Source organism: Anaerotignum lactatifermentans DSM 14214 (genome assembly GCF_900142265.1).
Lineage (GTDB): Bacteria > Bacillota > Clostridia > Lachnospirales > Anaerotignaceae > Anaerotignum > Anaerotignum lactatifermentans.
The window spans coordinates 61152-86938 of sequence record NZ_FRAH01000004.1 but is presented as its reverse complement, the minus strand read 5'-3'; the positions used below and the strand labels follow the sequence as shown (position 1 = coordinate 86938).

22 protein-coding genes and 3 tRNA genes are annotated in these 25787 nt (G+C 48.8%); 16 read left to right on the top strand and 9 right to left on the bottom strand.

The genetic code is table 11. The annotated features are described in order from the left end of the window. Positions 1–67: 67 nt before the first annotated feature. The 11 genes from gyrB (at position 68) to BUB35_RS01370 (ending at position 10912) form a co-directional block, all read left to right on the top strand. Positions 68–1969: a DNA topoisomerase (ATP-hydrolyzing) subunit B gene (gene gyrB, locus BUB35_RS01420; RefSeq protein WP_072848312.1), complete on the top strand. Its 1902-nt coding sequence runs from the start codon at positions 68–70 to the stop codon at positions 1967–1969. A 22-nt stretch (positions 1970–1991) separates the two neighbouring features. Then, positions 1992–4532: a DNA gyrase subunit A gene (gyrA, locus tag BUB35_RS01415; RefSeq protein WP_072848310.1), complete on the top strand. Its 2541-nt coding sequence runs from the start codon at positions 1992–1994 to the stop codon at positions 4530–4532. Positions 4533–4662: 130 nt separating this feature from the next. After that, positions 4663–5781, top strand: a complete 1119-nt coding sequence (locus BUB35_RS01410; RefSeq protein WP_072848308.1) for a TFIIB-type zinc ribbon-containing protein — start codon at positions 4663–4665, stop codon at positions 5779–5781. Beyond that, on the top strand, positions 5778–6605 hold the full coding sequence (locus BUB35_RS01405; RefSeq protein ID WP_072848306.1) for a TPM domain-containing protein: 828 nt from the start codon (positions 5778–5780) through the stop codon (positions 6603–6605). The genes BUB35_RS01410 and BUB35_RS01405 overlap by 4 nt, the downstream gene beginning before the upstream one ends. A 199-nt stretch (positions 6606–6804) precedes the next feature. After that, entirely contained in the window at positions 6805–7092 is a 288-nt protein-coding gene (locus BUB35_RS01400) for a hypothetical protein (protein ID WP_072848304.1), read from the top strand. A gap of 118 nt (positions 7093–7210) precedes the next feature. After that, positions 7211–8389, top strand: a complete 1179-nt coding sequence (locus BUB35_RS01395) for a CapA family protein (protein ID WP_072848301.1) — start codon at positions 7211–7213, stop codon at positions 8387–8389. Between the two features lie 151 nt (positions 8390–8540). After that, a complete protein-coding gene (locus tag BUB35_RS01390; RefSeq protein ID WP_072848299.1) occupies positions 8541–9269 on the top strand; it encodes a FadR/GntR family transcriptional regulator in 729 nt (242 codons plus the stop codon). Between the two features lie 115 nt (positions 9270–9384). After that, positions 9385–9457: transfer RNA gene (locus BUB35_RS01385), tRNA-Thr, on the top strand. 167 nt (positions 9458–9624) lie between these two features. Continuing rightward, positions 9625–9705, top strand: a tRNA-Tyr gene (locus BUB35_RS01380). Positions 9706–9716: 11 nt separating this feature from the next. Then, a tRNA-Met gene (locus tag BUB35_RS01375) sits at positions 9717–9790 on the top strand. A 486-nt stretch (positions 9791–10276) separates the two neighbouring features. After that, complete coding sequence (locus tag BUB35_RS01370) at positions 10277–10912, top strand: CatA-like O-acetyltransferase (RefSeq protein ID WP_072848296.1); 636 nt, start codon at positions 10277–10279, stop codon at positions 10910–10912. Positions 10913–11015: 103 nt separating this feature from the next. Here the strand turns inward: BUB35_RS01370 and BUB35_RS01365 are convergent, their stop codons facing one another. From BUB35_RS01365 to BUB35_RS01335, 7 genes are all read right to left on the bottom strand, one after another. Further along, entirely contained in the window at positions 11016–11735 is a 720-nt protein-coding gene (locus BUB35_RS01365; protein ID WP_072848294.1) for an MBL fold metallo-hydrolase, read from the bottom strand. After that, positions 11732–12586, bottom strand: coding sequence for a patatin-like phospholipase family protein (locus tag BUB35_RS01360; RefSeq protein ID WP_072848276.1), 855 nt, complete (start codon positions 12584–12586; stop codon positions 11732–11734). Before BUB35_RS01360 ends, BUB35_RS01365 begins: the two co-directional genes overlap by 4 nt. A 100-nt stretch (positions 12587–12686) precedes the next feature. Beyond that, complete coding sequence (locus BUB35_RS01355) at positions 12687–15800, bottom strand: efflux RND transporter permease subunit (protein ID WP_072848272.1); 3114 nt, start codon at positions 15798–15800, stop codon at positions 12687–12689. 3 nt (positions 15801–15803) lie between these two features. Next, positions 15804–16928, bottom strand: a complete 1125-nt coding sequence (locus tag BUB35_RS01350) for an efflux RND transporter periplasmic adaptor subunit (RefSeq protein WP_072848268.1) — start codon at positions 16926–16928, stop codon at positions 15804–15806. Further along, positions 16925–17404, bottom strand: a complete 480-nt coding sequence (locus BUB35_RS01345; protein ID WP_072848264.1) for a MarR family winged helix-turn-helix transcriptional regulator — start codon at positions 17402–17404, stop codon at positions 16925–16927. Before BUB35_RS01345 ends, BUB35_RS01350 begins: the two co-directional genes overlap by 4 nt. A 274-nt stretch (positions 17405–17678) precedes the next feature. Next, a complete protein-coding gene (locus BUB35_RS01340) occupies positions 17679–18704 on the bottom strand; it encodes a stalk domain-containing protein (protein ID WP_072848261.1) in 1026 nt (341 codons plus the stop codon). Between the two features lie 161 nt (positions 18705–18865). Further along, entirely contained in the window at positions 18866–19354 is a 489-nt protein-coding gene (locus BUB35_RS01335) for a C-GCAxxG-C-C family protein (protein WP_072848257.1), read from the bottom strand. A gap of 166 nt (positions 19355–19520) precedes the next feature. Between BUB35_RS01335 and BUB35_RS01330 the strand changes: the two genes are divergently transcribed. Further along, positions 19521–20459 carry a carbohydrate kinase family protein gene (locus BUB35_RS01330; protein ID WP_072848254.1) on the top strand — a complete coding sequence of 313 codons (939 nt, stop codon included), beginning with the start codon at positions 19521–19523 and terminating at the stop codon, positions 20457–20459. Between the two features lie 307 nt (positions 20460–20766). Here the strand turns inward: BUB35_RS01330 and BUB35_RS01325 are convergent, their stop codons facing one another. Further along, positions 20767–20952 (bottom strand): DUF4177 domain-containing protein, encoded by a 186-nt coding sequence (locus BUB35_RS01325; RefSeq protein WP_072848250.1) that lies wholly within the window; start codon positions 20950–20952, stop codon positions 20767–20769. A gap of 14 nt (positions 20953–20966) precedes the next feature. After that, the gene (locus tag BUB35_RS01320; protein WP_072848246.1) at positions 20967–21857 is read right to left on the bottom strand and encodes a LysR family transcriptional regulator; all 891 of its coding nucleotides are present in this window, start codon (positions 21855–21857) and stop codon (positions 20967–20969) included. Between the two features lie 163 nt (positions 21858–22020). Here BUB35_RS01320 and BUB35_RS01315 point away from each other — a divergent pair, with 163 nt between their 5' ends. From BUB35_RS01315 to BUB35_RS01300, 4 genes are read left to right on the top strand one after another with little or no spacing between them, the layout of a single operon-like run. Beyond that, positions 22021–22959 carry a (4Fe-4S)-binding protein gene (locus BUB35_RS01315; RefSeq protein WP_072848244.1) on the top strand — a complete coding sequence of 313 codons (939 nt, stop codon included), beginning with the start codon at positions 22021–22023 and terminating at the stop codon, positions 22957–22959. Position 22960: 1 nt separating this feature from the next. Beyond that, on the top strand, positions 22961–23950 hold the full coding sequence (locus BUB35_RS01310) for an ABC transporter substrate-binding protein (protein ID WP_072848242.1): 990 nt from the start codon (positions 22961–22963) through the stop codon (positions 23948–23950). After that, the gene (locus BUB35_RS01305) at positions 23934–24935 is read left to right on the top strand and encodes a FecCD family ABC transporter permease (protein WP_072848240.1); all 1002 of its coding nucleotides are present in this window, start codon (positions 23934–23936) and stop codon (positions 24933–24935) included. Before BUB35_RS01310 ends, BUB35_RS01305 begins: the two co-directional genes overlap by 17 nt. Beyond that, positions 24928–25701: an ABC transporter ATP-binding protein gene (locus BUB35_RS01300; RefSeq protein ID WP_072848238.1), complete on the top strand. Its 774-nt coding sequence runs from the start codon at positions 24928–24930 to the stop codon at positions 25699–25701. The genes BUB35_RS01305 and BUB35_RS01300 overlap by 8 nt, the downstream gene beginning before the upstream one ends. The last annotated feature ends 86 nt before the right edge of the window (positions 25702–25787 follow it).

Below are 25787 nucleotides of genomic sequence, written 5' to 3'. Positions count from 1 at the left end.
GATTTTTTTGGGGCAATTTTTCCTGAAAATCTGGGAAATTGCCAAGATTATGTGAGGAGAGGAAAATATGTCAGCAGAATATAATGAAAGCCAAATCCAGGTCTTAGAAGGTCTGGAAGCGGTGCGCAAACGCCCGGGCATGTATATCGGCTCCACCAGTGAAAAGGGGCTCCACCATCTGGTATACGAAATCGTGGATAATGCCGTGGACGAAGCCCTGGCAGGCTTCTGTACAGAAATCACTGTTACCATCCACCCCGACAACTCCATTTCCGTATTGGATAACGGCCGTGGTATCCCTGTAGGCATCCACCACCAGAAAGGTATTTCCGCTTTGGAGGTTGTATTCACCATACTGCATGCAGGCGGTAAATTCGGCGGCGGCGGATACAAAGTATCCGGCGGTCTCCACGGTGTAGGTGCGTCCGTTGTAAACGCCCTGTCCACATGGCTCTATGTCAACGTCTATACCGACGGCAAAATCTATGAACAGAAATACGAAAGAGGCAATGTCCTTTGCCCTGTTCATGAAATCGGCACCACAGACAAACACGGTACCTTCGTTCATTTCCTGCCCGACCCGGAAATTTTTGAAGAAACGGTGTTTACCTATGATGTTCTGAAACAGCGACTGAGAGAAACTGCTTTCCTCACAAAAGGTCTGAAAATCAACCTTATCGACCTGCGGGAAGGCAAGGAACAGGAACGCTCCTTCCACTACGAAGGGGGCATCAAGGAATTTGTTGCGTATATCAACAAAAGCCGTCAGCCTCTTTATGACAATATTTTCTACGCCAGCGGCGAAAAGGACGGCGTGCTGGTGGAAGTGGCTTTCCAGCATAACGACGGCTACACAGAAAATATCTTTACGTTCGTAAATAACATCAACACCCCCGATGGCGGTACCCATCTGGTGGGCTTCAAATCCGGTCTGACCAAGACCATCAACGACTACGGCAAAAAAATCGGCATCATCAAGGATTCCGACAAAAAACTTTCCGGTGATGACGTGCGGGAAGGCATGACCGCCGTTGTCAGCATCAAAGTGGGTGACCCGCAGTTTGAAGGCCAGACAAAGGCAAAACTGGGCACCAGCGAGGCAAAAGGTGCCGTAGAAGCTGTTTTGAGCGAATATTTGACCTATTTCCTGGAAGAAAACCCGGCAGTGGGTAAAATCATCATCGAAAAAGGTTTGATGGCTTCCAGAGCCCGTGACGCTGCCAGAAAGGCAAGAGAACTTGTCCGCCGCAAAACCGGTCTGGAAAATACCCGTATGCCCGGCAAGCTCACAGACTGCACCAGCCGCGACCCTTACGAATGCGAAATCTATATTGTCGAAGGGAATTCCGCGGGCGGTTCTGCTATCAAGGCCCGTGACCCCAAAACACAGGCCATCCTGCCTCTGCGGGGTAAAATTTTGAACGTGGAAAAAGCAAGACTGGACAGAATCCTCAACAGTGAGGAAATCCGCAATATGATTACCGCTTTCGGTACCGGCATTTCTGAGGATTTTGACATTGAAAAACTCCGTTATCATAAAATCGTTATCATGACCGATGCCGACGTGGACGGCGCCCATATCCGTACACTGCTTCTGACATTCTTCTATCGCTATATGCCCCAGCTTATCGAGGAAGGCAAGGTATATATCGCACAGCCCCCTCTGTATCGGGTAGAGAAGAATAAAAAGCATTATTACGTCTATGACGATGCCCAGCTGGAAGAACTGTATAAAGAAATCGGCAGAGATAACATCAAAGACGTACAGCGGTATAAAGGTCTGGGTGAAATGGACTATGACCAGCTCCGAGACACCACCATGGCCGTGGAACACCGTATTTTGAAAAAAGTTGACATCAGCGACGCCCTTTTGGCAGATGAAATCTTCAGCATGCTCATGGGGGACAGTGTGGAACCCAGACGGGAATTTATCGAGGAAAACGCGCAGTATGCGGAAATGGACTTCTGATGAAAGGGATTGAGGTGAAACCATGAGTGAAGTAAACAACGAGATGGATAAGGTCGTTTCCATAGACATCAATGAGGAAATGAAAAAGTGCTACATCGACTACGCCATGAGCGTTATCGTAGCCAGAGCACTGCCCGATGTCCGTGACGGTCTGAAGCCTGTACAGAGAAGAATTCTCTACTCCATGAACGAAATGAATCTGGAGCCCAATAAACCCTATAAAAAGTCCGCCCGTATCACTGGTGATACCATGGGTAAATACCACCCCCACGGCGACAGCTCCATCTATCAGGCAATGGTGCGTATGGCACAGAATTTCTCCATGCGTTATATGCTGGTAGACGGTCACGGGAACTTTGGCTCCATTGACGGCTACGGCGCAGCGGCAGCCCGTTACACCGAAGCCCGTATGTCCAAGGTGGCAGCAGCCATGCTGGCGGACATCGAAAAAGATACCGTAGATTTTGCGCCAAACTACGACGAAACAGAAAAAGAACCTGTGGTTCTGCCTGCAAGGATTCCAAACCTGCTGGTGAACGGTTCCTCCGGTATCGCCGTTGGTATGGCAACCAATATTCCTCCTCATAACCTGGGAGAAGTCATCGACGGTCTGACTGTCATGATAGATAATAAAATCAATGGCAAAGAAACCGATGTGGAAGAACTGATGGAATATATCAAAGGTCCTGACTTCCCCACCGGCGCCACCATTCTGGGCAAAAGTGGTATCCGTGCTGCATACCGTACAGGCAGAGGGAAAATCCTTGTGCGCTCCACAGCGGAAATCCAGCCCATGGGCAACGGCAGAGAAAAAATCGTCGTAACGGAAATCCCTTACATGGTCAATAAACTCCGTTTGATTGAAAAGATTGCCGAACTGGTAAAAGAAAAACGTGTGGATGGCATCAGCGACCTGTACGACGCTTCCGCCGGTGATGATATTCAGATCATCATCGAACTGAAAAAAGACGTAAACGCGAACGTTATCTTGAATCAGCTTTATAAATATACCCAGCTGCAGGAAAGCTTCGGCGCCATCATGATTGCTCTGGTAAACGGCAAACCTGCGGTGCTGAATCTCCAGCAGATGCTGGCGGAATACCTGAAACATCAGGAAGAAGTGGTGACTCGCCGGACAAAATTCAATCTGGATAAGGCGGAAAAACGCGCCCATATTCTGGAAGGTCTGCGGATTGCCATTTCCAATATCGACGAAGTCATCCGCATCATCCGTACCAGCTACGATGATGCAAAGGAACGTTTGATGGAACGCTTTGGTCTGTCTGAAATTCAGGCACAGGCCATTCTGGAAATGCAGCTGCGCAGACTGCAAGGCTTGGAACACGAAAAAATCGACGCGGAATATAAAGATTTGCAGGAAAAAATCGCTTATTATAAATCCCTGCTGGCAGACGAAGCCAAACTCCTTGGCGTGATCCGCGATGAAATGCAGGATATCAAAAATAAATACGCAGACCCCCGTCGTACCCAGCTGGTGGCAAACCCCGGCGAAATCGACGTGGAAGACCTGATTGACGAGGAAACATGCGTATTTACGCTGTCTAACCTGAACTATGTAAAACGGACACCGCTCATGACTTATAAGAGCCAGAACCGTGGCGGACGTGGTATCGTTGGCATGCAGACAAGGGATGAGGACTTCGTGAAAGACCTGTTCCTGTGCTCCACTCACGACACCATCCTGTTCTTCACAGACCATGGCAGAGTGTACCGTCTGAAAGGCTACGAAGTGCCGGAAGCAGGCAGAACCGCAAGGGGTATGGCTATCGTCAACCTGCTGGAAATCGCGCCGGATGAGTCTGTCACAGCGGTCATTCCCGTGAAGGAATTTAGAGAAGACCGTTATCTGGTGATGCTCACAAAACAGGGGCTGATCAAGAAAACAGATATGGCAAGCTACAGCAATATCCGCAAAGGCGGCTTGATTGCCATCAACCTGCGTGAAGACGATAGCTTGATTTCCGTTATGACCACCGAAGGGGAAGATGAAATTCTGGCGGCAACCAGAAATGGCATGGGTATTCGTTTCAGCGAAAAAGATGTGCGTCCCATGGGCAGAACAGCTACCGGCGTGAAAGCCATCTCCCTGAGAGAAGGGGATTATCTGGTTTCCGCTGTGAAAATGAGCCCTACAGCCAAAGTCCTCAACGTAACGGAAAAAGGCTTCGGCAAACGGACGGTGCCGGAAGAATTTAAAGTCCAGTACCGCGGCGGCATGGGTGTGAAAATCCATCAGCTCACAGAAAAAACAGGACTCCTCACCGGCGTTTTGATGCTGGAAGAAAATGAAGAAGTCATGCTCATCACTTCCGAAGGTGTTATCATCCGACTGCGGGGAGCGGATATTTCCACCATCGGCAGAGTTTCACAGGGCGTGAAACTCATGAATCTGGATGAAGGCGTCAGCGTGGTAGGCATTGCCAAAATCACTGAGGACGATATCGAATCCGAGGAAGAAGAATTGGCAGAACTGGCAGAAAAAGAGGCAGAAGCGGCTGCGGAAAACGAAGAAATCACCGTTTCTGAAGATACAGAAGCATAAAAGAGAATCAAAAAAATAGATACGGGGTGGAAAGACAGATTTCCGCCCTGTTTTGTTTCCCAAAAAGGAAAAACGGCAGAAAAGTCGAAAAAATCTCTTATACCCAAATGAAAAAAAGGAGGGAATCATCATGGCAGAAGGCATCACCTATCTTTGCCCCGGCTGCGGCGCGTATCTGCGCTATGACGGCGGACAGGGAAAATGGGTTTGTGATTATTGTGATTCATCATATACCAAAGAGGAATTGGAACAGCGAGGCGCAAAAACCGAAAACAGCGGCTATACCGTCAGTTCCGGTGACAGTGGCAAGACGGAAACCGTGGATTTTGCCTGTGAGGAAAATGTGGCAGAAGGCAAGGATCAGGAACATCTCCGGGCATACAGCTGCCCCAACTGCGGCGCGGAAATCGTGACCGATGACGTAACAGCGGCTACTTTCTGCGTGTTCTGCGGCAATCCTACCGTAAACCCCCAGCAGTTCAGCGGAAAATATCATCCTTCCGCTATGATCCCCTTTGCAACGGATAAAAAACAGGCACAGGAAGCCTTTCTGAAGCTGTGTAAGGGCAAAAAACTCCTGCCCAAGGGTTTTACCTCCCAGCAGCGTCTGGAGAAAATCACAGGGGTTTATGTGCCTTATTGGCTTTTTGACTGCAAAGCGGACTTTGATTACCACGCAACTGGGGAAAATCACCTGATCTGGAGCGATGGGGATTATGATTATACCAAAACAGATCTGTTCCATATCCATCGGGCAGGGACCATGGATTTTGAAAATATCCCTCTGGATGCTTCGGAAAATATGGAGGATGCCCTCATGGATGCGCTGGAACCCTTTGATTTTACAAAAGTGGAACCCTTTGATATGCGGTACCTCAGCGGCTATCTGGCGGAAAAATACACTTATGAGCCAAAAGACCTCTTTGAACGTATGAAAGATCGTGTTTCCAGAGGCATCGAAAATCGCGCTTCGGAAGAAGGCAGACGGTATGATGTGGTACATAGCGTACAGTGCAACACAAACTATAAATCCGACCATCAGGCATATTTGCTGCTGCCTGTGTGGATGCTGGTAAGCAATTTTAAAGGCAAGAAATATCTCTTTGCCATGAACGGACAGACAGGGAAAATCGTCGGGGAACTGCCCTGTGATACAGGTCGCAGCGTCACCTGGTTCCTGCTGATCTTCGTCATTGTATTTGTGGTTGCCTTTCTGCTGGTATGGCTGATTGGAGGTGTCATGGCATGAGAAAAACAGGTTTGGTATGTTTGTTGACCCTGATTCTTTGTTTCACGGGCAGCCTGACAGCTTTTGGTCGTATGGAAGGCCATGTGTTCGATGAAGCGGGATTGTATACCCAAGAGGAAGCGGCAGACCTGACTTCCCGGGCAGAAGCTATTGGGGAAACCTATGGGATGGATGTGCTGTTTTTGACCACCACAGATACCCAAGGTCTGGAAGCCAGAGAGTACGCGGCACAGTTCTTTTTGGATGGGGATTTTGGTTATGGCGCGGAAAAAGACGGTATTGTGTTCATCATCGACATGGGAGACAGAGATGCCCAGATGGTCACATCTGGTGAAGGTATCCGTATTTTCACCGATTATTACATCGATAAAATCTGGAATGAAGTGCAGCCCATCCTTTCCGAAGGGGCGTATTACGACGCCATGTCCACATTCCTGACAGATGTGGAATATTACTGCGGGGAATATCAGAAATATCTGGCAAACCCCGAAGCCTATCAGTCTGAATACCAAAAAGAACAGGAAAGCCGGAATATCGTCCTTTATGTGGGCATTTCTCTGATTTTTGCCCTCATTATGGCTGGGGTTTCTGTGGTGTTCATGCGCAAAGGGCATAATAACGTGAAACCCTTCACCGACGGCAGAGCCTATCTGAAGGAAAATGGTGTAAATTTCCGTGTGAACCAGGATTCCTTTGTGACCACTCACACCACCAGAAAACGTATCATCAAAAATGAGGACAACAATAACAATTCTTGGGGAGGCGGCTCCTCTACCTTTTCCAGCGGCGGTCATAACTTTGGCGGTGGCGGCGGAAAATTCTAAATATCACAGGTTGTGAAAATAATTCACAAAACTGCTGCTTTTTTCATAAAAAGGCGGCAGTTTTTTTGTTTGCCTGACAACTGGAAGAAAATGTAAGAAATAAACAAAGAAATGAAAAGAAAATCAGATTTTTTGTTGAAAATAATTAAATGCGGTGGTATGATAGCTATAAACCCAATGAAACAGGAGGAGAAAAAGCATGTTAGATTTTTTATATGATCTGGGCTGCACATTTACGCTTTTTGTGTTGGTGGTGTTTATGGAAGGGGTCATTGCCACCAGAAAAAATGCAAAATGGACAGGTCTTATCCTGCCTGCGGTGCTGCTGATCATCTCTGTTTTTGTGGGGGCATATATGCACGATTTGGGCGCGTTCCTGTTTTTGCTCATTCCTGTGGTCTTGTGTCTGGCGGCGTATTTTTTCTCCAGACATCAGGTGAAAAAAGGCAAAATTACGCCTACCATCAAGGAACAAATGAAAGATTGATGGGGAGAAAAAAAGGGAGCCTGTCTGCTCCTTTTTTTGTGGGAAAAATACTGTGAGAAAGCGAAAAATATAGTATACTGGCTGTAATACAAATTGTCGAAGTAAAGGGGGTTTTGTCATGAAAAAACGGTGGATGCTGCTGGCAGCGGCGTTCCTGCTCTGCGGCTGCGGCGGGGCAAAGGCGGAATATACGGCAGAGGCAGGCACTGCGGAGCCTGTGGTGAAGGAAGTCACCATGGCTGTGGTGGGGGACATCATGGTTCATGATTACCAGTACGAGGAAGCCTATGACCCGGCAACGGGAACTTATGACTTCATGCATAATTTTCAGGATGTGAAGCGGTATTTCGAGGGCTATGACTTCGTTATCGGCAATCTGGAATTGACTTTCGGGGGACCGGACAAAGAATACGCTTCTTTCCCTTGCTTTAATACGCCGGACAGCTTTCTGGATGCGGTGAAAGACGCGGGATTCAATCTGCTGACCACTGCCAATAACCATAGCATGGATACGGGAGAAGCGGGCTTGAAACGCACCATTGCCCAGCTGGATGCCTATGATATCGACCATGTGGGCACCTACGCTTCTCAGGAGGCAAGGGACACCATCTATACCAAAGAAGTCAATGGCATCAATTTTGCCTTTGTATCGGCTACCTACGGCACCAATGGCATTCCTGTGCCGGAAGATTATCTGGTGAACCACATTGACGATACCCTCATGGCGGACATCACAAAAGCCCAGGAATTGGCGGACGTTGTGGTGGTGCTGCCTCATATGGGCAATGAGTATGAAACAGTGCCCAATGATATTTTCGTGGAATGGGCAGACAGTATGTTTGCAGCCGGCGCGGATATTGTGCTGGCAAGCCATCCCCATGTGCTCCAGCGGATGGAATACCGTCAGGTGGACCATGGCGATGGCGTCCATGACGGCTTCATCATTTATTCTCTGGGGAATTTTATTTCCTCCCAGACAACACCCCCTAGAAACGCTTCCATTGTGCTCCATCTGACTGTGGAACAGGTGGCAGACAATCCGGCGGAAGTGAAGGAAGTTTCTTTTGTGCCCATTTGGACCCAGTTCCGCAATGCGGAGAACGAAAATCATTTTGTGGTGCGCAGTGTCTATGAGATGCTCACACTGCCCGAAGAAGAACGGTATCAGGTGGTGCGCCCAAAGGATTATGAACGCCTGAAGGAAATTCATGAGGAAACAGCCTGCTTCCTTTTGGACAAAAATATCCCTTTGGAACAGATTCAGGATGAATATGTGTTTCCCAAGGAAATAGATTAATTAAAAATGCAGTTTCCCTTGTGAAAATGGTATAAAGTTTCGGGAAAGTCCGCGGAAAGACTTGCGGGAAGTTGACAGCGGTGCTAAAATAATATGGAACGTACAAAAGAGAAAATGAATAAAAATACAGAAAATGTAAGGAGGAAGCGGCATGGGGCGTGATTATTTGATGGAACAGGCGGAATACCTGAAAAAAGACCTGGGAAAACACAATATTTCACAGACACTGTTCCAAAGATTAAAAGAATTGATTATAGAAGGAAAGCTCCCTGCGGGCTATATGATGCCAAATGAAAACATTGTCAGCGAGATGCTGGGGGTGGGCAGAAGCACTTTGCGGGAAGCCTATACAGCACTGGCAGTTTTCGGCTTTATCCGCCGCTCAAAGGCAGGTACATTCGTCAATGAAATCGATAATATCGTCAACATTGCGCCTTTTAGCATCACGGTGGAAAATTCCGACCTGAATGATTTGTTGGAATTTAGATATATGCTGGAAGGGGAAACAGCAAGCTACGCGGCAAAACGTGCCACAGCAGAGGATATTGCACAGCTGACCCATTGCTATGAGAAAATGATTGCTTACCGCAATGATGTGAACCTGTTTGTAGACTATGACTCTATGTTCCATATGCAGGTTTCTGCGGCAACACATAATAAACTGCTGATCAGTACCATGATCGCGGCGAAGGAATCTTTTGAAAAAGGCATCCGCCTTGCTATGCGGGAGTCTTTGACACAGAATCCAAGAGTGATTGACGTGACCATCGAACTGCATGGGAAAATTCTGGAAGCCATCAAAAACGGCGATTATCAGACAGCATATTCCGCTATGCGGGAACATATTTCCTATGTAAATCTGACAGTAAAATACGGTTGATAAAGAACTTTGCCGGCAGGAAAAAATTTCTGCCGGTTTTTTTAAAAAAGTGCTTGACGAATGGAAAAGGTTATGATAATATTATTCTTGCATTCGGTTCGAGTGCAAAACACATGCCGATGTGGCTCAATTGGCAGAGCAGCTGACTTGTAATCAGCAGGTTATCGGTTCGAGTCCGATCATCGGCTTTTTTCTTATTTCTGGAAACGGGAATAGGTGAGAAAAAAGTAAATCAAGGTATGTTTTTTCTTTCTGGCGAAAGAAAAACCGTTCCGTTATTTTTCATAAAATCCCTCGTGACATTGCAGGCAATGTCAGGTCGGTATTTTATAAACGAAAAATAACTACACTACATGGGTGGATTCCCGAGTGGCCAAAGGGGGCAGACTGTAAATCTGTTGCGATAGCTTCGAAGGTTCGAATCCTTCTCCGCCCATTTTATACTGCCGCGGAGTAGAGCAGTCCGGTAGCTCGTCGGGCTCATAACCCGGAGGTCGCAGGTTCAAATCCTGTCTCCGCAATTTAACAAAAAGCACCATACACGAAAGTGTGTGGTGTTTTTTTGTTGTGTGAAGATGTACCATGCTGAAGCTGGAAAATTGGGGGCGAAGGGTAGCTTTCAAATCCATGCACCCCAAAAAGAAATGGGGACGCCGAAGGCGGCTTTGCGGAGCAAAGTGCTTGACCCTCTCCGCAATTCAAAGAACATCATGCCAAGCAGGTTCCCCTTAAGAAAACATCATTTTTGCTTTTCGTTTCTTAAGGGGAACTGCGACGGCTGGCTTCAGAAGAAAACATCCGTTGCTTTTTAAAATTTGGACTATTTTTGTTTTCTTATGAAGCAGCCCCTGAAAGCATGGTGTTTTTTTGTTTCAGGGCTGCGACCGACGGGCTTGCGGGGCTTGGGGTGCCACCGCTGCCGGGGATGGCTCGTTTCTGGAATTATTCATAAGTTTATGGTATAATTCGCTTGAATAAAGCAATTAATGACAATTGGGAGAACGATTATGAATTATACACGGATGAACTTAAATGAATGGAGCAGAGGTGATCTGTTTCAATTTTATATCGATAAAATGCGAATCGTCATGAGTTTGACGGTGGATATGGATGTGACCAATTTAAAAGCATATTCCAAAAAGCACCATCTGGATTTTTATCCTTTGATGGTGTGGGTTGTATCCAAAGTTATCAACGCCCATGATGAATTCAAATACAGTTGGGATGCAGACGGCAATCTCATCAAATGGGACTTTGTATCCCCTTCTTATACGGATTTTCATACAGATGACGAAAATTTCACCAAAATGGTCACGGAGTATGCAGAGGACCTTTTGGAATTTTACGGCAGAATAGAAGCTGATAGAGAGCGATACAAAAATCAGCGCGCCATTTTAGCAAATCAGCCAGCAAATTTCTTTGATGTATCCTGCCTGCCATGGGTAAAATATGCCCATTTTGATGTGCATGTGTTTGATGAGGGGAAATTCCTTGCGCCTGTGGTCACTTGGGGCAAATATGAGCAAAAGGACGGCAAACTCATCATGCCGCTGACCATGAACATCCACCATGCCGTTGCCGATGGCTTCCACCTATCAAGATTTTTTAATGAAGTACAGGAATTGATAGATTCTTTGGATTAAGTGGCTTGTTTCGTTTCAGAGTCAACCCGCCCTTAAACTGGCATAAATTATGATTTTTCAAAAACAAACCCCCTTCGTTTCCACGAAGGGAGTTTTACTTCTATTATTTGATTTTTTCCAATTCCGCTTTCAATTCTGCCAGCAATTCCTCTTTTGTCTGGGGTGCATGGTGACCTTTCAGGCAAAGACGGAAGTCTGTTTCCTCCACCATGTGGATATGTTTTTCCAGCAGGTCTTTATCATAGACCCAATCATCGCCAACGGGTACGGAACAATAAGCATCTCCCAGAAATAATACGCCGTCAGCCAGCATCAATGTGCAGTCATCGGCATGGGGGGAAACCCCTTCCCATAATTCCAGGGGACAATTCCCCAATTCCAGTGTCAGTCTGTCCTGAAACATAATATCTGCGCCCCGCACCTGAATGCGGCTCAGATCAGGGTATTCCAGTCGAATATGGGTATCGCAAAAGGCGGATTCCTCTCCTGTTTCCAGCCGTTTTGCCATTTCTCTTTCTGACCATCCCCAGCATGCCATCTGCAGCAGCAGGGCGTTGGTCTTTTCTGAAGCGATGGCAGGCAGCCCCAAAGATGCCATACCAAAGGTGTGATCCCAATGAGAATGGGAAATGCAGACCAATTCTGGTCTGGGCAGCCCGGCTCTGCGGACAGCCTCCAGAAACAGTTCCCCATGTGCGCCGCTGTTTCCGGCATCCAGCATCACAGAGCGTCTGTCCCCCATGATATAGCCCAATGTGGGCCTGTCTGTGGTGCTGTCATGTTCCGTATACCAGATACGGTTCGTCAGTTGGTGTAATTTCATCTCTTTCCTCCCATAAATGCTTGTAATTGAGCAAATTGCTCCTGTGCAAGTATATAACCATGACGATAGAACGTCATCAGTTTCTTATAATCTTTCTCCATGCGTCCTACTTCCGGCATGCAGGGGCGAATGGCCAGCACCTTGCCTGCCTGTTCCATCCGACGGATATATGCCAGATTTTTGTTGTAGCGCACGGGACGGCGGCGCAGGTCTTCGCCGACGGCAGGATATTTTTTGTATGCCCTTGCAATGAGTTTTGTGGAACGGGAAGGCTTCATGCGGAAGTTTCTCCCTCTGGTCTGAATGACAACCACTTTGTCACAGCCCATTTCAAAAGCACGTTTCACGGGAATGGAGTCAGAAAGTCCCCCATCCACATAAGGCTTGCCGTCCACCAGAACGGGACGCACTGCCCCCGGCATGGCGCAGGATGCCCGCAGGATGTCCATGAGCCGCCCTTTGTCCTGTTTTTCGGATAAAAATACCGGTCTGCCTGTATGGCAGTCTGTGCAGCCGTATTCCACCTCTGTTTCTGACGCAAAATAAGTATCGTAGTCAAAGGGGAAGTATTCTTCCGGGAATGTACGGAAAATCAAATCCATATCCATGAGCTGACGGGTTTTCAGAAATGTCCGCAGCCCCATATATTCATATTTTTTGTCTTTGTGAATCATGGTGTTTCGGGTACGCCCAATCTGTTTCGATACCAGATCCGCTGCGTTGCATGCGCCTGCGGAAACCCCTACCACATAAGGAAAGGTGATGCCCTGTTCCATCCAGTAATCCAGCACCCCAGCGGTAAATACCCCACGGGAAGCGCCGCCTTCCAAAACCAGTCCAATCTTTTCCATAATTGGAAACCTCCTTTTCTCCAAACAATATAACCACAAAAACCGCCGCCAGGCAAGACCTGAGCGGCGGTTGTCACAAATTCTTAATATTACTTTAATATTACCCTTGTAGGCTTTCTGTATTTTTCGCTTCTTTCGCAGCCCGTTTTGCCGCCTTTTTCTCCAAACGGCGTTCTCTGCGGCTATTCATCCATGCGTAGAGCACAGGGATGAATACCAGTGTCACCAGAGAGGACAGTGTCAGACCAAAAATAACGCTGATAGCCATAGTACGCATCATTTCACTGCCTTCCTGCTGGGAGAATACCAGAGGGAGCATACCAAGGATGGTGGTCAGTGTGGTCATGAGGATAGGGCGCAGACGACGGGGACCTGCTGTGGTGAGGGCGTCATAGCACCGCATGCCTCTGTCCATAAGCTGATTGGTATAGTCGATGAGGACGATACCATTGTTTACAACCATACCTGCCAGCATGATAAAGCCCATCATAGATGTCATGGTGATGGTGTTGCCGGTGATGAACAGACCCAAGATGGCACCGGTAAATGCCAGAGGCATGGAAACCATGATGATCATAGGGTAGCGGATGCTTTCAAACTGGGATGCCATGATCATATAAACCAGCAGTACCGCAACCACAAGGGCTGTCAACAGAGAGCTGAAGGCATCGTTCATCATTTCCAGTGTGCCGGAATAGCCGTAAGTGCAGCCGTCCGGGAAAGTATAGCCTGCCAAAATCTGATCTACCAGCTTCTGGGCTTCGCCGCCGCTCATGCCGTCAGCAGAAGCACTGATGGTGATATAGTTTTTCTGATTTTCACGGTTGATGGCAGTTGCGCTTTCGCCCATTTCCACCGTTGCGATGCTGGAAAGAGGAATTTCGCCGCCATATGCGGATGTGACAGTCAGATTATTCAGATCTGTCAGGAAATTCAGTTTATCTGTGTCATAACGGATGACAACGTCAATTTCTGTACCGTCTACTTTGTACTGGGTAGCGGTGGAGCCGGAAATGGCTGTGTTCAGAGAAGACGCGATGGAAGCGGTGGTGATGCCGTAAAGGGAAGCCTTGCTGCGGTCGATGACCACTTTGGCTTCCGGTACGGTTTCGCCGGTGGAGCCTTCCACATCCGTCAGACCCGGTGTGCTGCTCAAAAGTTCCACCAGATCGTCTTCCACTGCCATCAATGTCTGGGAATCATAGCCGTATACATTGAAGGAAATATCTGCGCCGCCAAAGCTGCCCATGGCAGAGCTGGAGGCAGAAGCAGTGATTTCCGCGCCGGGAATATCTGACAACATATTCTGTACGTCTTTGCAGACTTCAGAGGTGGAGCGGGTACGTTCCGCTTTGTCCACCAAGTTCATGGTAACGGAAGCGGAAGATGTGCCGGAGGAGAGCATGCCGCCGCCGACAGAAGCATATACCAGCTCTGCTTCAGGAACTTCCTGCAGGCGGTAGAGCACTTCCCATACCACTTCTTCTGTATTGTCAAGGTCTGTGCCGTTGGGCAGTTCTACGGTGATGTTTGCCACACCTTCGTCGGTTTCATCCATGAAGTCCATGCCTGTAATGGGAATGGTGAACAGGCTGGCAATGAATGTGATGAGCACCACAGCAATGGTGCGGACGGGGTGGTGGAGGGCTGCCTTGATGAGTTTTTCATAACCGTTGGTAAGGCGGTCAAAGAAAGCATCCCATGCGTAAGACAGACGGAATTTGGATTTCTTTTCTTTCTTGTGATGCTCCTTGCGCAGGAACAGGGCGCATGCCATAGGCACAAAGGTGATGGAAACCACCAGAGAGGAGATCAGGGAATAACAAATGGTGAAGGACAAGCTCTTCATGAGCTGACCTACGGAGCCGGAAACGAAGGCGATGGGCAAAAATACCGCAACAGTTGTCAGGGTAGATGCCGTTACCGCCATGGTAACTTCTTTCGCACCGGTTTCCGCCGCTTCTTTGGGGTCATAGCCCCGCTCGTAATATTGATAAATGCTGTCCAGTACAACGACGGAGTTATCTACCAGCATCCCGATACCTATGGCAAGACCGCCCATGGAAATAACGTTCAAACTCATGCCCGACAGATACATGAGGGCAAAGGATGCCATGATGGATGTAGGAATGGACATGGCAATGATACCCGATGTGACAGGGCTCTTCAGGAATACCAGCAGTACGAAGAATGCGATGATGGCACTGAGGAGCGCTGTTTCTGTTACGTTGGAAATGGAAAGCTGGATATATTCCGCTGTATCAGTCAGCATCACCAGTTTCATTTCGGGATAATCGGCGTTGATCTTCGCCATTTCTGCGTTCAGCTTGTCGCTGACCTCTACCAGATTGGCAGTGGACTGTTTGTTAACAGAAATCATGATGCCGTAATTGCCGTCGATGATACTCAGGGAGCTGCGGTCAACTTCTGTTTCTTCCACATGGGCAACGTCGCTGAGGTGGATGAGAGCGCCGCCGGGGGTTGTCACAGGCAGGCTCTTGATGTCCTCGATATCCTCAAATTCCCCCATGGTACGTACCTGTACATTGGTGGAGCCCTGAGAAAGGGAACCGGAGGGCAGGTTCATGTTTTCCGCGGAAAGTACCTGAGAAAGCTGGGATGTGGTCAGGCCGTAGCCAGCCAGTTTATCCGGGTCAACGGTGATGCGGACCTCACGTTCCACACCGCCGGTCAGGTCAACGGAGGCTACCCCTTCGATACGTTCCAGGCGGTTCACCACGTTATCCTCCAGCATTTCGTTGAGGGCTGTCAGATCCATATTTTCCGCCGTTGCCCCCATGTAAATGGGGATGGCGTTCATATCCATTTTGATGATGTTGGGTTCATTGGCATCGTCAGGCAGTGTGGACTTTGTGCGGTCGATGATGTCACGCAGGTCCATGGAAGCGATGTCGATATCCGTGCCGTCTACAAACTGTACCATGACCATGGACATGTTCGCCGACGAAACGGAGGTGATGTTTTCTACATTGGAAACGGTGCTGAGGGATTCCTCCAACGGCTTCGTTACCAGATTTTCGATTTCTTCGGGCCCTGCGCCCACATAAGTGGTGCTGACAACCACGATGGGGATATCAATTTCCGGCATCAGGTCCATATCCAGATTCATGTAGGATACGATACCTGCCAGAAAAACCATCATGGTGACCATCATTGTGGTAACGCGCCGGCGGATAGCAAGTCTGGAAAACATGGCTTATTCCCCCTCACTCTGCACCTGTGCCCCTTCCACGGGCACCCGCAGGACGTCTTCCTCAGGGTTGGAAACATTGACTTCCTCACCATCGGTGATATAAGTCTGACCTTTGACAACTACCTGCATATCGGTGGTCAGACCGCTGATGATTTCGATGTTTTCACCGCTTTCAATGCCTGTTTCCACAGGGACTTTCTTGGCGATGTTGTTTTCTACTACATAAACATATACTTCACCGTCTTTTGTGATGACTGCATCTCTGGGCAGTATCATGGTGTCGCTGGAAGAATCGGTGATGAAGCGCACTTCAGCCAGCATGCCGGGTTTCAAAAGACCGCGGCTGTTGTCCAGTGTGATTTTTACGGTGTATGTACCTGCCTGACTGGCGGAAGGGCTGATGGTGGATACCTTGCCCTGCAAAGGATCGGGAGAAACAGCAGTCAGCAGTACGTTGACGGTGTCCCCAATGGCGATTTCATTGACCATCTGTTCAGAAACGCCTACTTCCACTTTCACGGAAGAAACATCCAGAATGGTGTATGCAGGCTGGCTCTGGCTGGCAAAACTGCCGATTTCCACGTTGCGGGCAGAGATGACGCCACTGATGGGCGCAGTAACGGAGCAGTCCGCAATGTTCTTTTCCAGATTTTCCTTCTGGATCTGGATGGAAGTCAGGTTTGCTTCCGCAGTGTCATAAGCCAGTTTCAGTTTGTCATAATCGCTTTTGGAAATGATGCCTTCTTCATAAAGGATCTGGTTGCTTTCCAATGTGGTTTTTGCGTTGTCCACCTGCAGTTTGGTGGCGTCATAATTGGCTTCCACACTGCGCAGGTTATTCTGTAAGTCTGTGCTGTCCACGGTGAAAAGCACAGCCCCAGCCCCTACGGAATTGCCTACTTCGTAGCCAAAACCGGTGACTTTGCCGGCAATGGTAGGTACTACAGACACTTCTCTGGATGCGGCAACCTTCCCGGAATAGGAAAAATCACTGGAAATATCGCCGGTGGTTACTGCCGCTGTCTGTACGGTACGGGCGGTTTTTTCTTCGGTTACTTCTTCCTTCGGCGTGCACCCTGTCATGGCAATGACACAGGCCAGCGCCAAGAGACTCGCTGTTTTCTTCATTCCCCAAGTCCTCCTGCTTTTAAGATTCGGTTTAATTCCTGCAAATGTGTATAAACTTTTTCCTGCTTTTCTTCATCCAAAGAAGAAAAACAGCCGGCAACGGTTTCCAGTACACGTTCTTCCGCTTCTGTCACAGCTGTCATGCCCTTCTCCGTCAGATAGAAATACATCTTTCTGCCGTCATCTGTGTCAGATGCCTGCTCTTTGCGCAGATATCCGTTTTTCTCCAGTTTGGAGATCATGATGGACATACTGCTTTTGCTGATGTTGAACCAATTGGAAATTTCCAATACGGTATGCATACCCCCGTTTTTGATGAATGTCAGCACATGAAACTGCCGTACCGTCAGTTCTCCTTCTTTTGTTTTCCCGTTGATATTGAAAGACTTTTCAATATGCTCCCGGTTCCACAAAAAAATGTTTGTATTCAGCGCAATGAGTTCTTCGGCGATTTTTTTGTTTTGTGTGGTAGACATTGCCTGACCCCTTTCTGTTTTCCTGTTCAAAAAACCTGAGATAATTTTAGTATAAAACTATTTTACTGTCAATATTTTCGGCACAGAATGGGATTTTTTTACAAATACAAATGGGGGGTTCTTTCTCTATTTTATGCGTGGTTTCAGAAAAAAGGACGGGGAGGGAAATTGCGACAGCCGTCTTCAGAAGAAAACAGAACAAATAATAAGAAAGCCGAAATCCTTTGGCATGATAAGGATTTCGGCTTTCGTTGTTTTCTGATGAAGCTGTCTGTTATCGGGGAACAGAAAAAGCGATAACGCCTGCGCTCTCTGGCGCGATGATGCCGCTGTTCAGATAAAATACCACGGCGTTGTTGTCCAGATAGAAACCCACTTCATCCAGATTTTTGCTAAGGCGGTCTTTGGCGTCGCTGTAGAAAGCATCAGGATTCTGGTCAATGAGGGCAGAGAACCCTTTTTCCATAAGGGTTTCCAATTCTTTTTCGCTGTCGGTGACGATGTCTGTCAAAGCGGCGTCACTGCCGTTTTTCATGTTGTAAGTGTTAGCGGAAAGGGTTTTTGTTTCCATGCCGCCCATGAATGTGCGTTCTTCCAGCACCACAGAAGCAAAGTCGCTGCCTTCACCCTTTGCCTGATAGGTGCCCATGTAGTAATAGGGCTGGAAGGAATCAGGATTCTTTGTATAAGCGGCTGTTGCGGCTGTTTCCATCTGTACGGTCATGACAGAAGCCTTCTGGGACATCTGGTCATAGATGTTTTTGTTGATTTTATCAGCGGCGGTGCTGTTGGAGGTGAGAGGGCTGTAAGTCAGGCTCACCGTTGCCAGCAGGGTGCCGTCGTCGGCATGAATCTGCTTGGAATAATTGCCGCTGGTGGTACCGTCTGTGGTGATGTCAATGACGTAATTGATGCCGTCCCATGCCACATTGGCGTCAAAAGCAACGGCTACGGCACGGATGGGCACCATGGTGCGGTTCTGCATGATCTGGGCAGGCACGTCCATGGTATAGACTACTTTGCCATTTTTGTAGACCTGTTTTTGACCAATGGTCATGGTGACAACGTCACTGCCGCTGGTGGAAGTGATGGTCTGGGAAGGTTCATCCCATGTGACATCGGCGTCCATGGCTTCAAAGATTTTTCGCATGGGCACCAGTGTCCGGTCGTCCACAATGACAGGGGCTTGGTCGGCAAAGACCACTTCCTGCTGGTCTACATATACGGTGATGGGTGGATGTGCCAGTGCAGGCACAGCTATCGAAAGGGCAAGAAGACTGCCCAAAATGATTTTTTTCATGTGCGTTTTTCCTCCGATTCTTTTTCTGGTGTACATTGTGCCCGGGAAACATCCCCATAAAAGGACACCATATCATTATATCATAAAATCCCGCGGGATTCCAAAATTTCCGCCCTGCAAATGAAAAAAGGGAAATGCCCCAAGAACATTTCCCCGATGGTTTATACGGTTTTTCCTTCTGCTTCCATGATGTATTTCATGGCGATTTCCGCACAGTCCCCAATCATCTGCATACAGCTTTTTTTCCGTGCCTTCCCTTCGAAATCCCCGTGAGGGTCAGACAGCTCTTTACAGATGAGTGTACCGAATTTTTCTTCCATTTCGTGGACCATTCTGCCGGAAAAGTCATAGATTTCGTTCAGTTCGGCAATGCGTTCCGCCATGGATTCTTTTGCCAAGGGATGCTTTCTGCCTATGACAGCGGAAAGCGCCATAACCCCGCCAGTAATGGCGCCGCAGGTGTTTTTGGTGTGTCCCATACCGCCGCCAAAAACTGTGGCAAGGGCAATGACTTCCGGCGGCAGGTCAGAGCCGTGGATGTCTAAGAAAGACTGCATGACACATTCTGTGCAGTTCAGTCCCTGACGGAAATAATTCTTCGCCTGATCCCGGGCCTGTTCGGGAAGTGTCAGTTCTTTTGTTTCTTCCATAAAACCATTCCTCCTTCATTGTTTCCCGTTTTTTCCTAATTCCAGTGTAGCATAAAGCGAGAGCGGAAAACAGGGGAAAAATACTGTTTCCTGGAAAATTTTGTGGTATCATAGAGAAATGAAAAAGAAAAACGACTGTTTTTTACATATCAAGGAGGGTTTATCCATGAATCAAACATTAGTCATCGGCTCCGCCGTGGTGGACGTCATTGTCCGGGTGGAACATCTGCCCAAATGCGGCGAGGATGTCCACGTCAGCAGACAGAGCCGTTCTCTGGGGGGCTGCGCTTATCTGGTCAGCGATATCCTGCGGCATTTCGGTGCGCCTTACAGCCTTTGTACTGCTGTGGGCGGCGGCATGTATGGGGATTTTGTCTATGAACAGCTGAAAAAACGGGGCGTGCCCATTTATGTACGGAAACCGGAGGAAGAAAATGGCTGCTGTTACTGCCTTGTGGAGGATGAAGGGGACGGCGAACGGAGTTTTATCGTCGACCACGGCATTGAATACACCTTCCATGAAAGCTATCTGGAAAACATCGACACAGATTCCATCGACAGCGTTTATATCTGCGGTCTGGAAATCGAAGAATACACCGGCTGGGAAATCATCCACTATCTGGAAAAACACCCGGAATATACAGTATACTTCGCTCCCGGCCCCCGTATCATGCGGATTCCCACAGACCGTATGGAAAAACTCCTGTCCCTTGGGGTGATTCTGCACCTGAATGAAGGGGAAAGCATGGCATTTACGGGAAAAGACACCGTGGAAGAAGCGGCAAAAGAAATCTTCCGCAGAACGGGAAGTCCTGTGGTCATCACATTGGGGGAAAAAGGCGCTCTGGCTTATGACGGCAAGGAGATTTTCTTCGCTCCTCCTGTGAAAACTTCTGTGGTGGATACCATCGGCGCAGGGGATTCCCACGCGGGCGCGGTAATTTCCGCCCGTCGGTTTGGCTTGTCCTGGCAGGAAGCCATTACAGCGGCAAATTATGTATCCGCCGCAGTGGTGGCAAAGGAAGGCGGTCAGCTGGAAGATATGGATTTTGCAAAAGTGCTGGAAAGCCTGCCCCGTGACCTGCGGGAAAAAATCGGAAAATAAAAAATAACCCTCCTGTTCCTTTTCGGAATGGGAGGGTTTAGACTGTCAAAAAACTAGTTTTTTACTTTTTTCAAGAACGCGGAAGGGCTTGGGGAACAAAGAGTTCCCCAACTAGAATCCGCAGTCGGAATTGACTTCCGACGAGGAAAAACCGAAGTTTCAAGGCTTTTTAGCCGATGGAACTTTGGCTTTATACTTCTGTCTACTCGTCAAAGGCTTGAATGAAATGAGCCTTTGACGACAGGGTGTCGACTTTTTCGACACCCTCAACCCTCCTGTTCCTTTGGGGAATAGGAGGGGTTTGTGTTTAACAGTCTTTTTCGAAAATCAAGTCGATGTCTTTCAGTTTGCCATAATCATTCATATTGGTGGGAATAAAGCCCACATAACGCCAGCCCTTTGCGGCGTAATTGTTGATGATTTCCCGATACTCCTTAGAAGCCGTACCGAACAATTTTCCAATGTGGACAGATACATATTCATACTGTTTCATGGCAAATCTCCTTTCTATCCTTTCACAATTTCCTGATGACAGGCGGCGGCATATTGCCGGCACAGATGGCAAAAGGCAAGAAAGCTGTCCCCTTGGAATTTATTCTTGTGCCACACCAGCCGGAGGGTGCGGCTCAGTTTGCAGTCTGTCAGGGGAATTTCAAAAAGCCTGCCTGCGGCAAGGGCGTCGGCAGCCAAAAGGCGGCTGATGATGGTGACGCCCAGACCGGATTCCGCTGCCTGGAGCAGTGTCTGGGTGTTGCTGCATTCCCAGCGAATGTCGCAGGAAATGCCTTTTTCTGCCAAAATACGGTCAGTCATTTCTCTTGTACCGCTGCCTTTTTCCCGCATGAGGAGGGGATAGGTCTGGCAGAGTTCGGCAAGGGTCATGGGCGGTGCGGCGTGGGCGCAAACGGCAGTCAGACTATCCGCCATGACGGGCAGTACTACCAAATCGGGATGGTGGACTTCCCCTTCCACAAAGCCGATGTCCAATGCCCCTTCCGCCAGTCTTTGGACAATGGTGCGGGTGTTTTCCACCTGTACGGAAGTGGGGATATGTTTTTCCTCCTCCAATTGCCGCAGAATCTCCGGCAGGACGCAGGTACCGACAGTGAGAGTAGCGCCAATGCGGAGAATGGCGTGGTCACTGCTGTGACGGAGGGTGTATTCCATTTCGTGAAACAGGGAAAGCAGTTCTCTGGCGTAAATGGTCAGCTGTCTGCCTTCGGGGGTGATGAAAAGTCGCTGGTTCAGCCGTTCAAAAAGCAGCACATCATACTCCTCCTCCATTTCCCGTATGGCGCCGCTGACGGTGGGCTGGGAGATGTAAAGCTGTTCGGCGGCTTTGCGCATGTTTCCTGTTTCGGCTACGGCAAGAAAAATTTCCAGATGTCGCAGTGTCATGTGGATTCCTCTTTTCATTTTTTACGTGATGATAGGTTTTTCCCTATGAGTTTCTTTTTATTTTCCTAGTATACAACACATAGGCTCGATGGTACAATAGGGATAACTATGCAGTTGTCTGCAAAAAGAGGGATTATGTGCAGAAGAAAGAAGGAAAATGTTTATGGCAAAATTAAGTCAGGATGATATCAAGAACGTAAAAGGACAGGGCTTTTTGATTAACAGAGGCACAGAGATGTTTTCTGGCCGTGTACTGCCCGGCAACGGCGTATTCACCGCAAAAGAAATGATGAAAATTGCGGAATGTGCGGAAAAATTCGGCAACGGCAAAATCACTATGACCAGCCGTCTGGCAGTGGAACTGCCCGGCATCCATTTTGATGACATCGAACCCGCCAAAGCTTTTCTGGCAGAAGAAGGTCTGCTCTTCGGCGGCACAGGTGCGAAAATCCGTCCTGTAGCGGCATGCAAAGGCACCACTTGCGTATACGGCAACTTTGATACACAGGGACTGGCGCAGGAAATCCATGACAAATATTATATCGACTGGAGAGAAGTGAAACTGCCTCATAAATTCAAAATCGCAGTAGGCGGCTGTCCCAACAGCTGTATGAAACCCAGCCTCAACGACTTCGGCGTGGAAGGTCACCGGGTTCCTCAGTACGATGTGGAAAAATGCAGAGGCTGCAAAAAATGTATGGTGGAAGTAAACTGTCCCATGAAAGCGGCAAAAGTCGTTGACGGCAAAATGCACATCGACCCCAATCTGTGCTCTGCCTGCGGCGTATGCAGCACAGGGAAATGTCCTTTTGGCGCAGTGGCAAAACATGACAAAGAAGTTTATAAAATCTTCGTAGGCGGCACATGGGGCAAAAAGACCCGCATGGGCACCGCTTTGAGCCGTTTTGTGGAAAAAGAAGAAATCTTCCCTCTGCTGGAAAAAACCATGCTGTGGTTCAAAGAAAACGCTTACCAGAAGGAACGTCTGGGCGCAGCCATTGACCGTATCGGCGTGGATAAAATGGAAGCAGCATTGTTCAGTGACGACCTGCTGAACCGTAAGGAAGAAATTCTGGCAGCGCCTGTAAAGGAGAGAGCATAACATGAAATTCACACTTCGCAGAATATTGGCGGCAGCCCTTTCCCTGACACTGTTGGGGGGCACATTGGCAGGCTGCGGCAAAGATGATACCACCATGGAATCCGAAGCGGCGGAAACAGCTGTGCAGGGTGTTACATTCACTGATGCACTGGATACAGAAGTGCAGATTGAAAGCTGGGATACAGTGGTTTCCCTCTATGGCTCCTTTGCGGAAACATGGACACTGGCTGGGGGCACACTGGCTGGTGTTACAGAAGATGCCATCGAGGAGCGGAACATGGAACTGGGGGACGATGTTGCTATGATTGGCAGCGTGAAAAGTCCTTCTCTGGAATCCATTCTGGCGGTAAATCCTGATTTTGTAATTCTGTCCGCGGACATTGCCACACAGGTGGACATGCAGCAGGCTTTGACAGAAGCAGGCATCCCCCACGCATATTTCCGCGTGGATACCTTCGAGGATTATCTGTCCATGCTGGAATTGTTCTGCCAGATGACAGGCCGCAGTGACCTGTACGAACAGAATGGCGCTTTGGTGGAACAGAAAATCACAAAAATCAAAGAACTGACCGCAGGGGAAGAAGGTCCCACAGGTCTTTTGATTCGTGCCTTCTCCACAGGGGCAAAAGCCAAAGGCGCTGACAACCAGACAGGATATATCATGGAGGACTTGGGTGTAGATAATATCGTGGCTCGCCATGAATCCCTGCTGGAAGATTTGAGCATTGAGGAAATCATTACAGAAGACCCTGATTTTATATTCATCACCACCATGGGTGCGGAAGATGCTGCCCTTGCGGCACTGGAAAGCGGCATCATGTCCAACCCCGCATGGGAAGGCCTCACAGCGGTACAGCAGGACAGATGCTATGTACTGCCCAAAGACCTGTTCCACTATAAACCAAACGCGCGCTGGGCAGAAAGTTATGCTTATATGGCAAAACTGCTCTATCCAGATTTAGCAGAGGATATTGATGCGATCATGGCATAAGGGAGCTTTTCTCCTGATATTATTGCTGTGTTGTCTGGCTGGGGCAGTTTGCCTCAGCCTTTTTACCGGTTCCAGCAGTCTGTCCCTGGGGGAACTGTATCACGCCCTGCAAGCGGGGGACAAAACAGATACCACATACCGCATCTTCCTGTATGTGCGTCTGCCGCGAACATTGGCGGCCATTTTCGCAGGGGCAGCCCTTGCTGTCAGCGGCGCCATCATTCAGGCGGTGCTCAATAACTCCCTTGCCAGCCCTAACATCATCGGCGTTAATTCCGGTGCGGGGTTCTGCGCCCTTTTGGCGGCGTCTTTGGCACCGACGGCGTGGGCAGCAGTGCCTTTGGCAGCCTTTGTGGGTGCGCTTGCCACCAGTCTGTTCATTTACGCTTTGGCAGCAAAAACGGGGGCGTCCCGTATCACTTTGGTGCTGGCCGGTGTGGCTGTCAGCAGTATTTTGTCCGCGGGCATTGACGTTCTCACCATCCTGTTTCCCGATGATGTCATTGGGGCAACGGGCTTCATGGTGGGCAGTTTTGCCGGCGTCACCATGACGGCATTGAAACCGGCGGTGGTGCTTATTGTCATTGGTCTGGTGCTGGCGTTGGTGTTCAGCTATGACCTGAATGTCCTTTCTTTGGGGGAAGAAATCGCTGCCAGCCTTGGTATGTGTGTCGCAGTGGTACGGTTTTTGTTCATCGTTATCGCGTCCCTGCTGGCAGGCTCTGCCGTGAGTTTCGCAGGGCTTTTGGGCTTCATTGGGCTCATTGTGCCCCATATTTGCCGTAGATTTGCTGGCGGTGATAACCGTCTGGTCATTCCCTGCGCGGCACTGTTGGGCGCGGTCTTTGCGCTGGTCTGCGACGCTTTGGGCAAATGGGTATTTGCGCCCTTTGAATTGCCTGTGGGCATCATACTGGCACTGCTGGGCGGACCTTTCTTCCTGTTCCTGCTTCTGAAAGGCGGAAGGGGGAAAATCTATGACTGAATCAGTACTGACATTTTCCAACATTGCCACAGGCTACGGCAGCAAAAAAATATTGGAGGATATCTCCTTGAACGTGAAAAGAGGGGAAATCCTCACACTGGTAGGACCCAACGGCTGCGGCAAATCCACGTTGCTGAAGGCTGCCGCCAGACAACTGCCTTTGATGGCAGGAGAAATCATGCTCTTTGGCAGAAAATTAGATGATTTTTCCCAGAAAGAGATGGCAAAACAGGCGGCGCTCCTGCCCCAGAGCCGCAGTATTCCGGGGATTCCCGTGGAACAGCTGGTGCTCCACGGCAGATTCCCTTATCTGGGATTGTCCAGACGACCCGGCAAAGAGGATAAAGAAAAAGTGGCGGAAGCCATGGAACTGGCAGGGGTGGCAGATATGCGCCATCGTGACTTGCGTTCCCTGTCCGGCGGCGAGCGGCAGAAAGCCTATCTGGCTATGGTCATTGCCCAGGATACGGATTTGATTTTCTTGGACGAGCCTACCACGTATCTGGATATCGGCAAGCAGTTTGAGATATTGGAGCTCATCCGCAGACTGAACCGCGAGAGCAAAACCATCGTCATGGTGCTTCATGACCTTGCCCATGCTCTCACTTATAGCCACCGCATTGCTGTTATGGAAAAAGGACGGCTTTTGGCGGTGCAGCAGCCGGAGGAATTGTTCCAAAGTGGGCTTCTTAACGACGTTTTCGGCGTAGAAGGTCACTGGGCAGCGGAAGAAAAAACATATTACTTTACACCACATCATAAATGAGAAAAGCACGCAGGCTGAAAGGGTCTTCTTGAAAACATATCCCATCAAATCGCAGTAAAATCAGAAAGCTGAAATCTTCTAATCGG

Bases quoted from the DNA above. Each gene is read 5' to 3' on its own strand.
- gyrB (WP_072848312.1), top strand. From the start codon at position 68: ATGTCAGCAGAATATAATGAAAGCCAAATCCAGGTCTTAGAAGGTCTG.
- gyrA (WP_072848310.1), top strand. From the start codon at position 1,992: ATGAGTGAAGTAAACAACGAGATGGATAAGGTCGTTTCCATAGACATC.
- BUB35_RS01410 (WP_072848308.1), top strand. From the start codon at position 4,663: ATGGCAGAAGGCATCACCTATCTTTGCCCCGGCTGCGGCGCGTATCTG.
- BUB35_RS01405 (WP_072848306.1), top strand. From the start codon at position 5,778: ATGAGAAAAACAGGTTTGGTATGTTTGTTGACCCTGATTCTTTGTTTC.
- BUB35_RS01400 (WP_072848304.1), top strand. From the start codon at position 6,805: ATGTTAGATTTTTTATATGATCTGGGCTGCACATTTACGCTTTTTGTG.
- BUB35_RS01395 (WP_072848301.1), top strand. From the start codon at position 7,211: ATGAAAAAACGGTGGATGCTGCTGGCAGCGGCGTTCCTGCTCTGCGGC.
- BUB35_RS01390 (WP_072848299.1), top strand. From the start codon at position 8,541: ATGGGGCGTGATTATTTGATGGAACAGGCGGAATACCTGAAAAAAGAC.
- BUB35_RS01370 (WP_072848296.1), top strand. From the start codon at position 10,277: ATGAATTATACACGGATGAACTTAAATGAATGGAGCAGAGGTGATCTG.
- BUB35_RS01365 (WP_072848294.1), bottom strand. From the start codon at position 11,735: ATGAAATTACACCAACTGACGAACCGTATCTGGTATACGGAACATGAC.
- BUB35_RS01360 (WP_072848276.1), bottom strand. From the start codon at position 12,586: ATGGAAAAGATTGGACTGGTTTTGGAAGGCGGCGCTTCCCGTGGGGTA.
- BUB35_RS01355 (WP_072848272.1), bottom strand. From the start codon at position 15,800: ATGTTTTCCAGACTTGCTATCCGCCGGCGCGTTACCACAATGATGGTC.
- BUB35_RS01350 (WP_072848268.1), bottom strand. From the start codon at position 16,928: ATGAAGAAAACAGCGAGTCTCTTGGCGCTGGCCTGTGTCATTGCCATG.
- BUB35_RS01345 (WP_072848264.1), bottom strand. From the start codon at position 17,404: ATGTCTACCACACAAAACAAAAAAATCGCCGAAGAACTCATTGCGCTG.
- BUB35_RS01340 (WP_072848261.1), bottom strand. From the start codon at position 18,704: ATGAAAAAAATCATTTTGGGCAGTCTTCTTGCCCTTTCGATAGCTGTG.
- BUB35_RS01335 (WP_072848257.1), bottom strand. From the start codon at position 19,354: ATGGAAGAAACAAAAGAACTGACACTTCCCGAACAGGCCCGGGATCAG.
- BUB35_RS01330 (WP_072848254.1), top strand. From the start codon at position 19,521: ATGAATCAAACATTAGTCATCGGCTCCGCCGTGGTGGACGTCATTGTC.
- BUB35_RS01325 (WP_072848250.1), bottom strand. From the start codon at position 20,952: ATGAAACAGTATGAATATGTATCTGTCCACATTGGAAAATTGTTCGGT.
- BUB35_RS01320 (WP_072848246.1), bottom strand. From the start codon at position 21,857: ATGACACTGCGACATCTGGAAATTTTTCTTGCCGTAGCCGAAACAGGA.
- BUB35_RS01315 (WP_072848244.1), top strand. From the start codon at position 22,021: ATGGCAAAATTAAGTCAGGATGATATCAAGAACGTAAAAGGACAGGGC.
- BUB35_RS01310 (WP_072848242.1), top strand. From the start codon at position 22,961: ATGAAATTCACACTTCGCAGAATATTGGCGGCAGCCCTTTCCCTGACA.
- BUB35_RS01305 (WP_072848240.1), top strand. From the start codon at position 23,934: ATGCGATCATGGCATAAGGGAGCTTTTCTCCTGATATTATTGCTGTGT.
- BUB35_RS01300 (WP_072848238.1), top strand. From the start codon at position 24,928: ATGACTGAATCAGTACTGACATTTTCCAACATTGCCACAGGCTACGGC.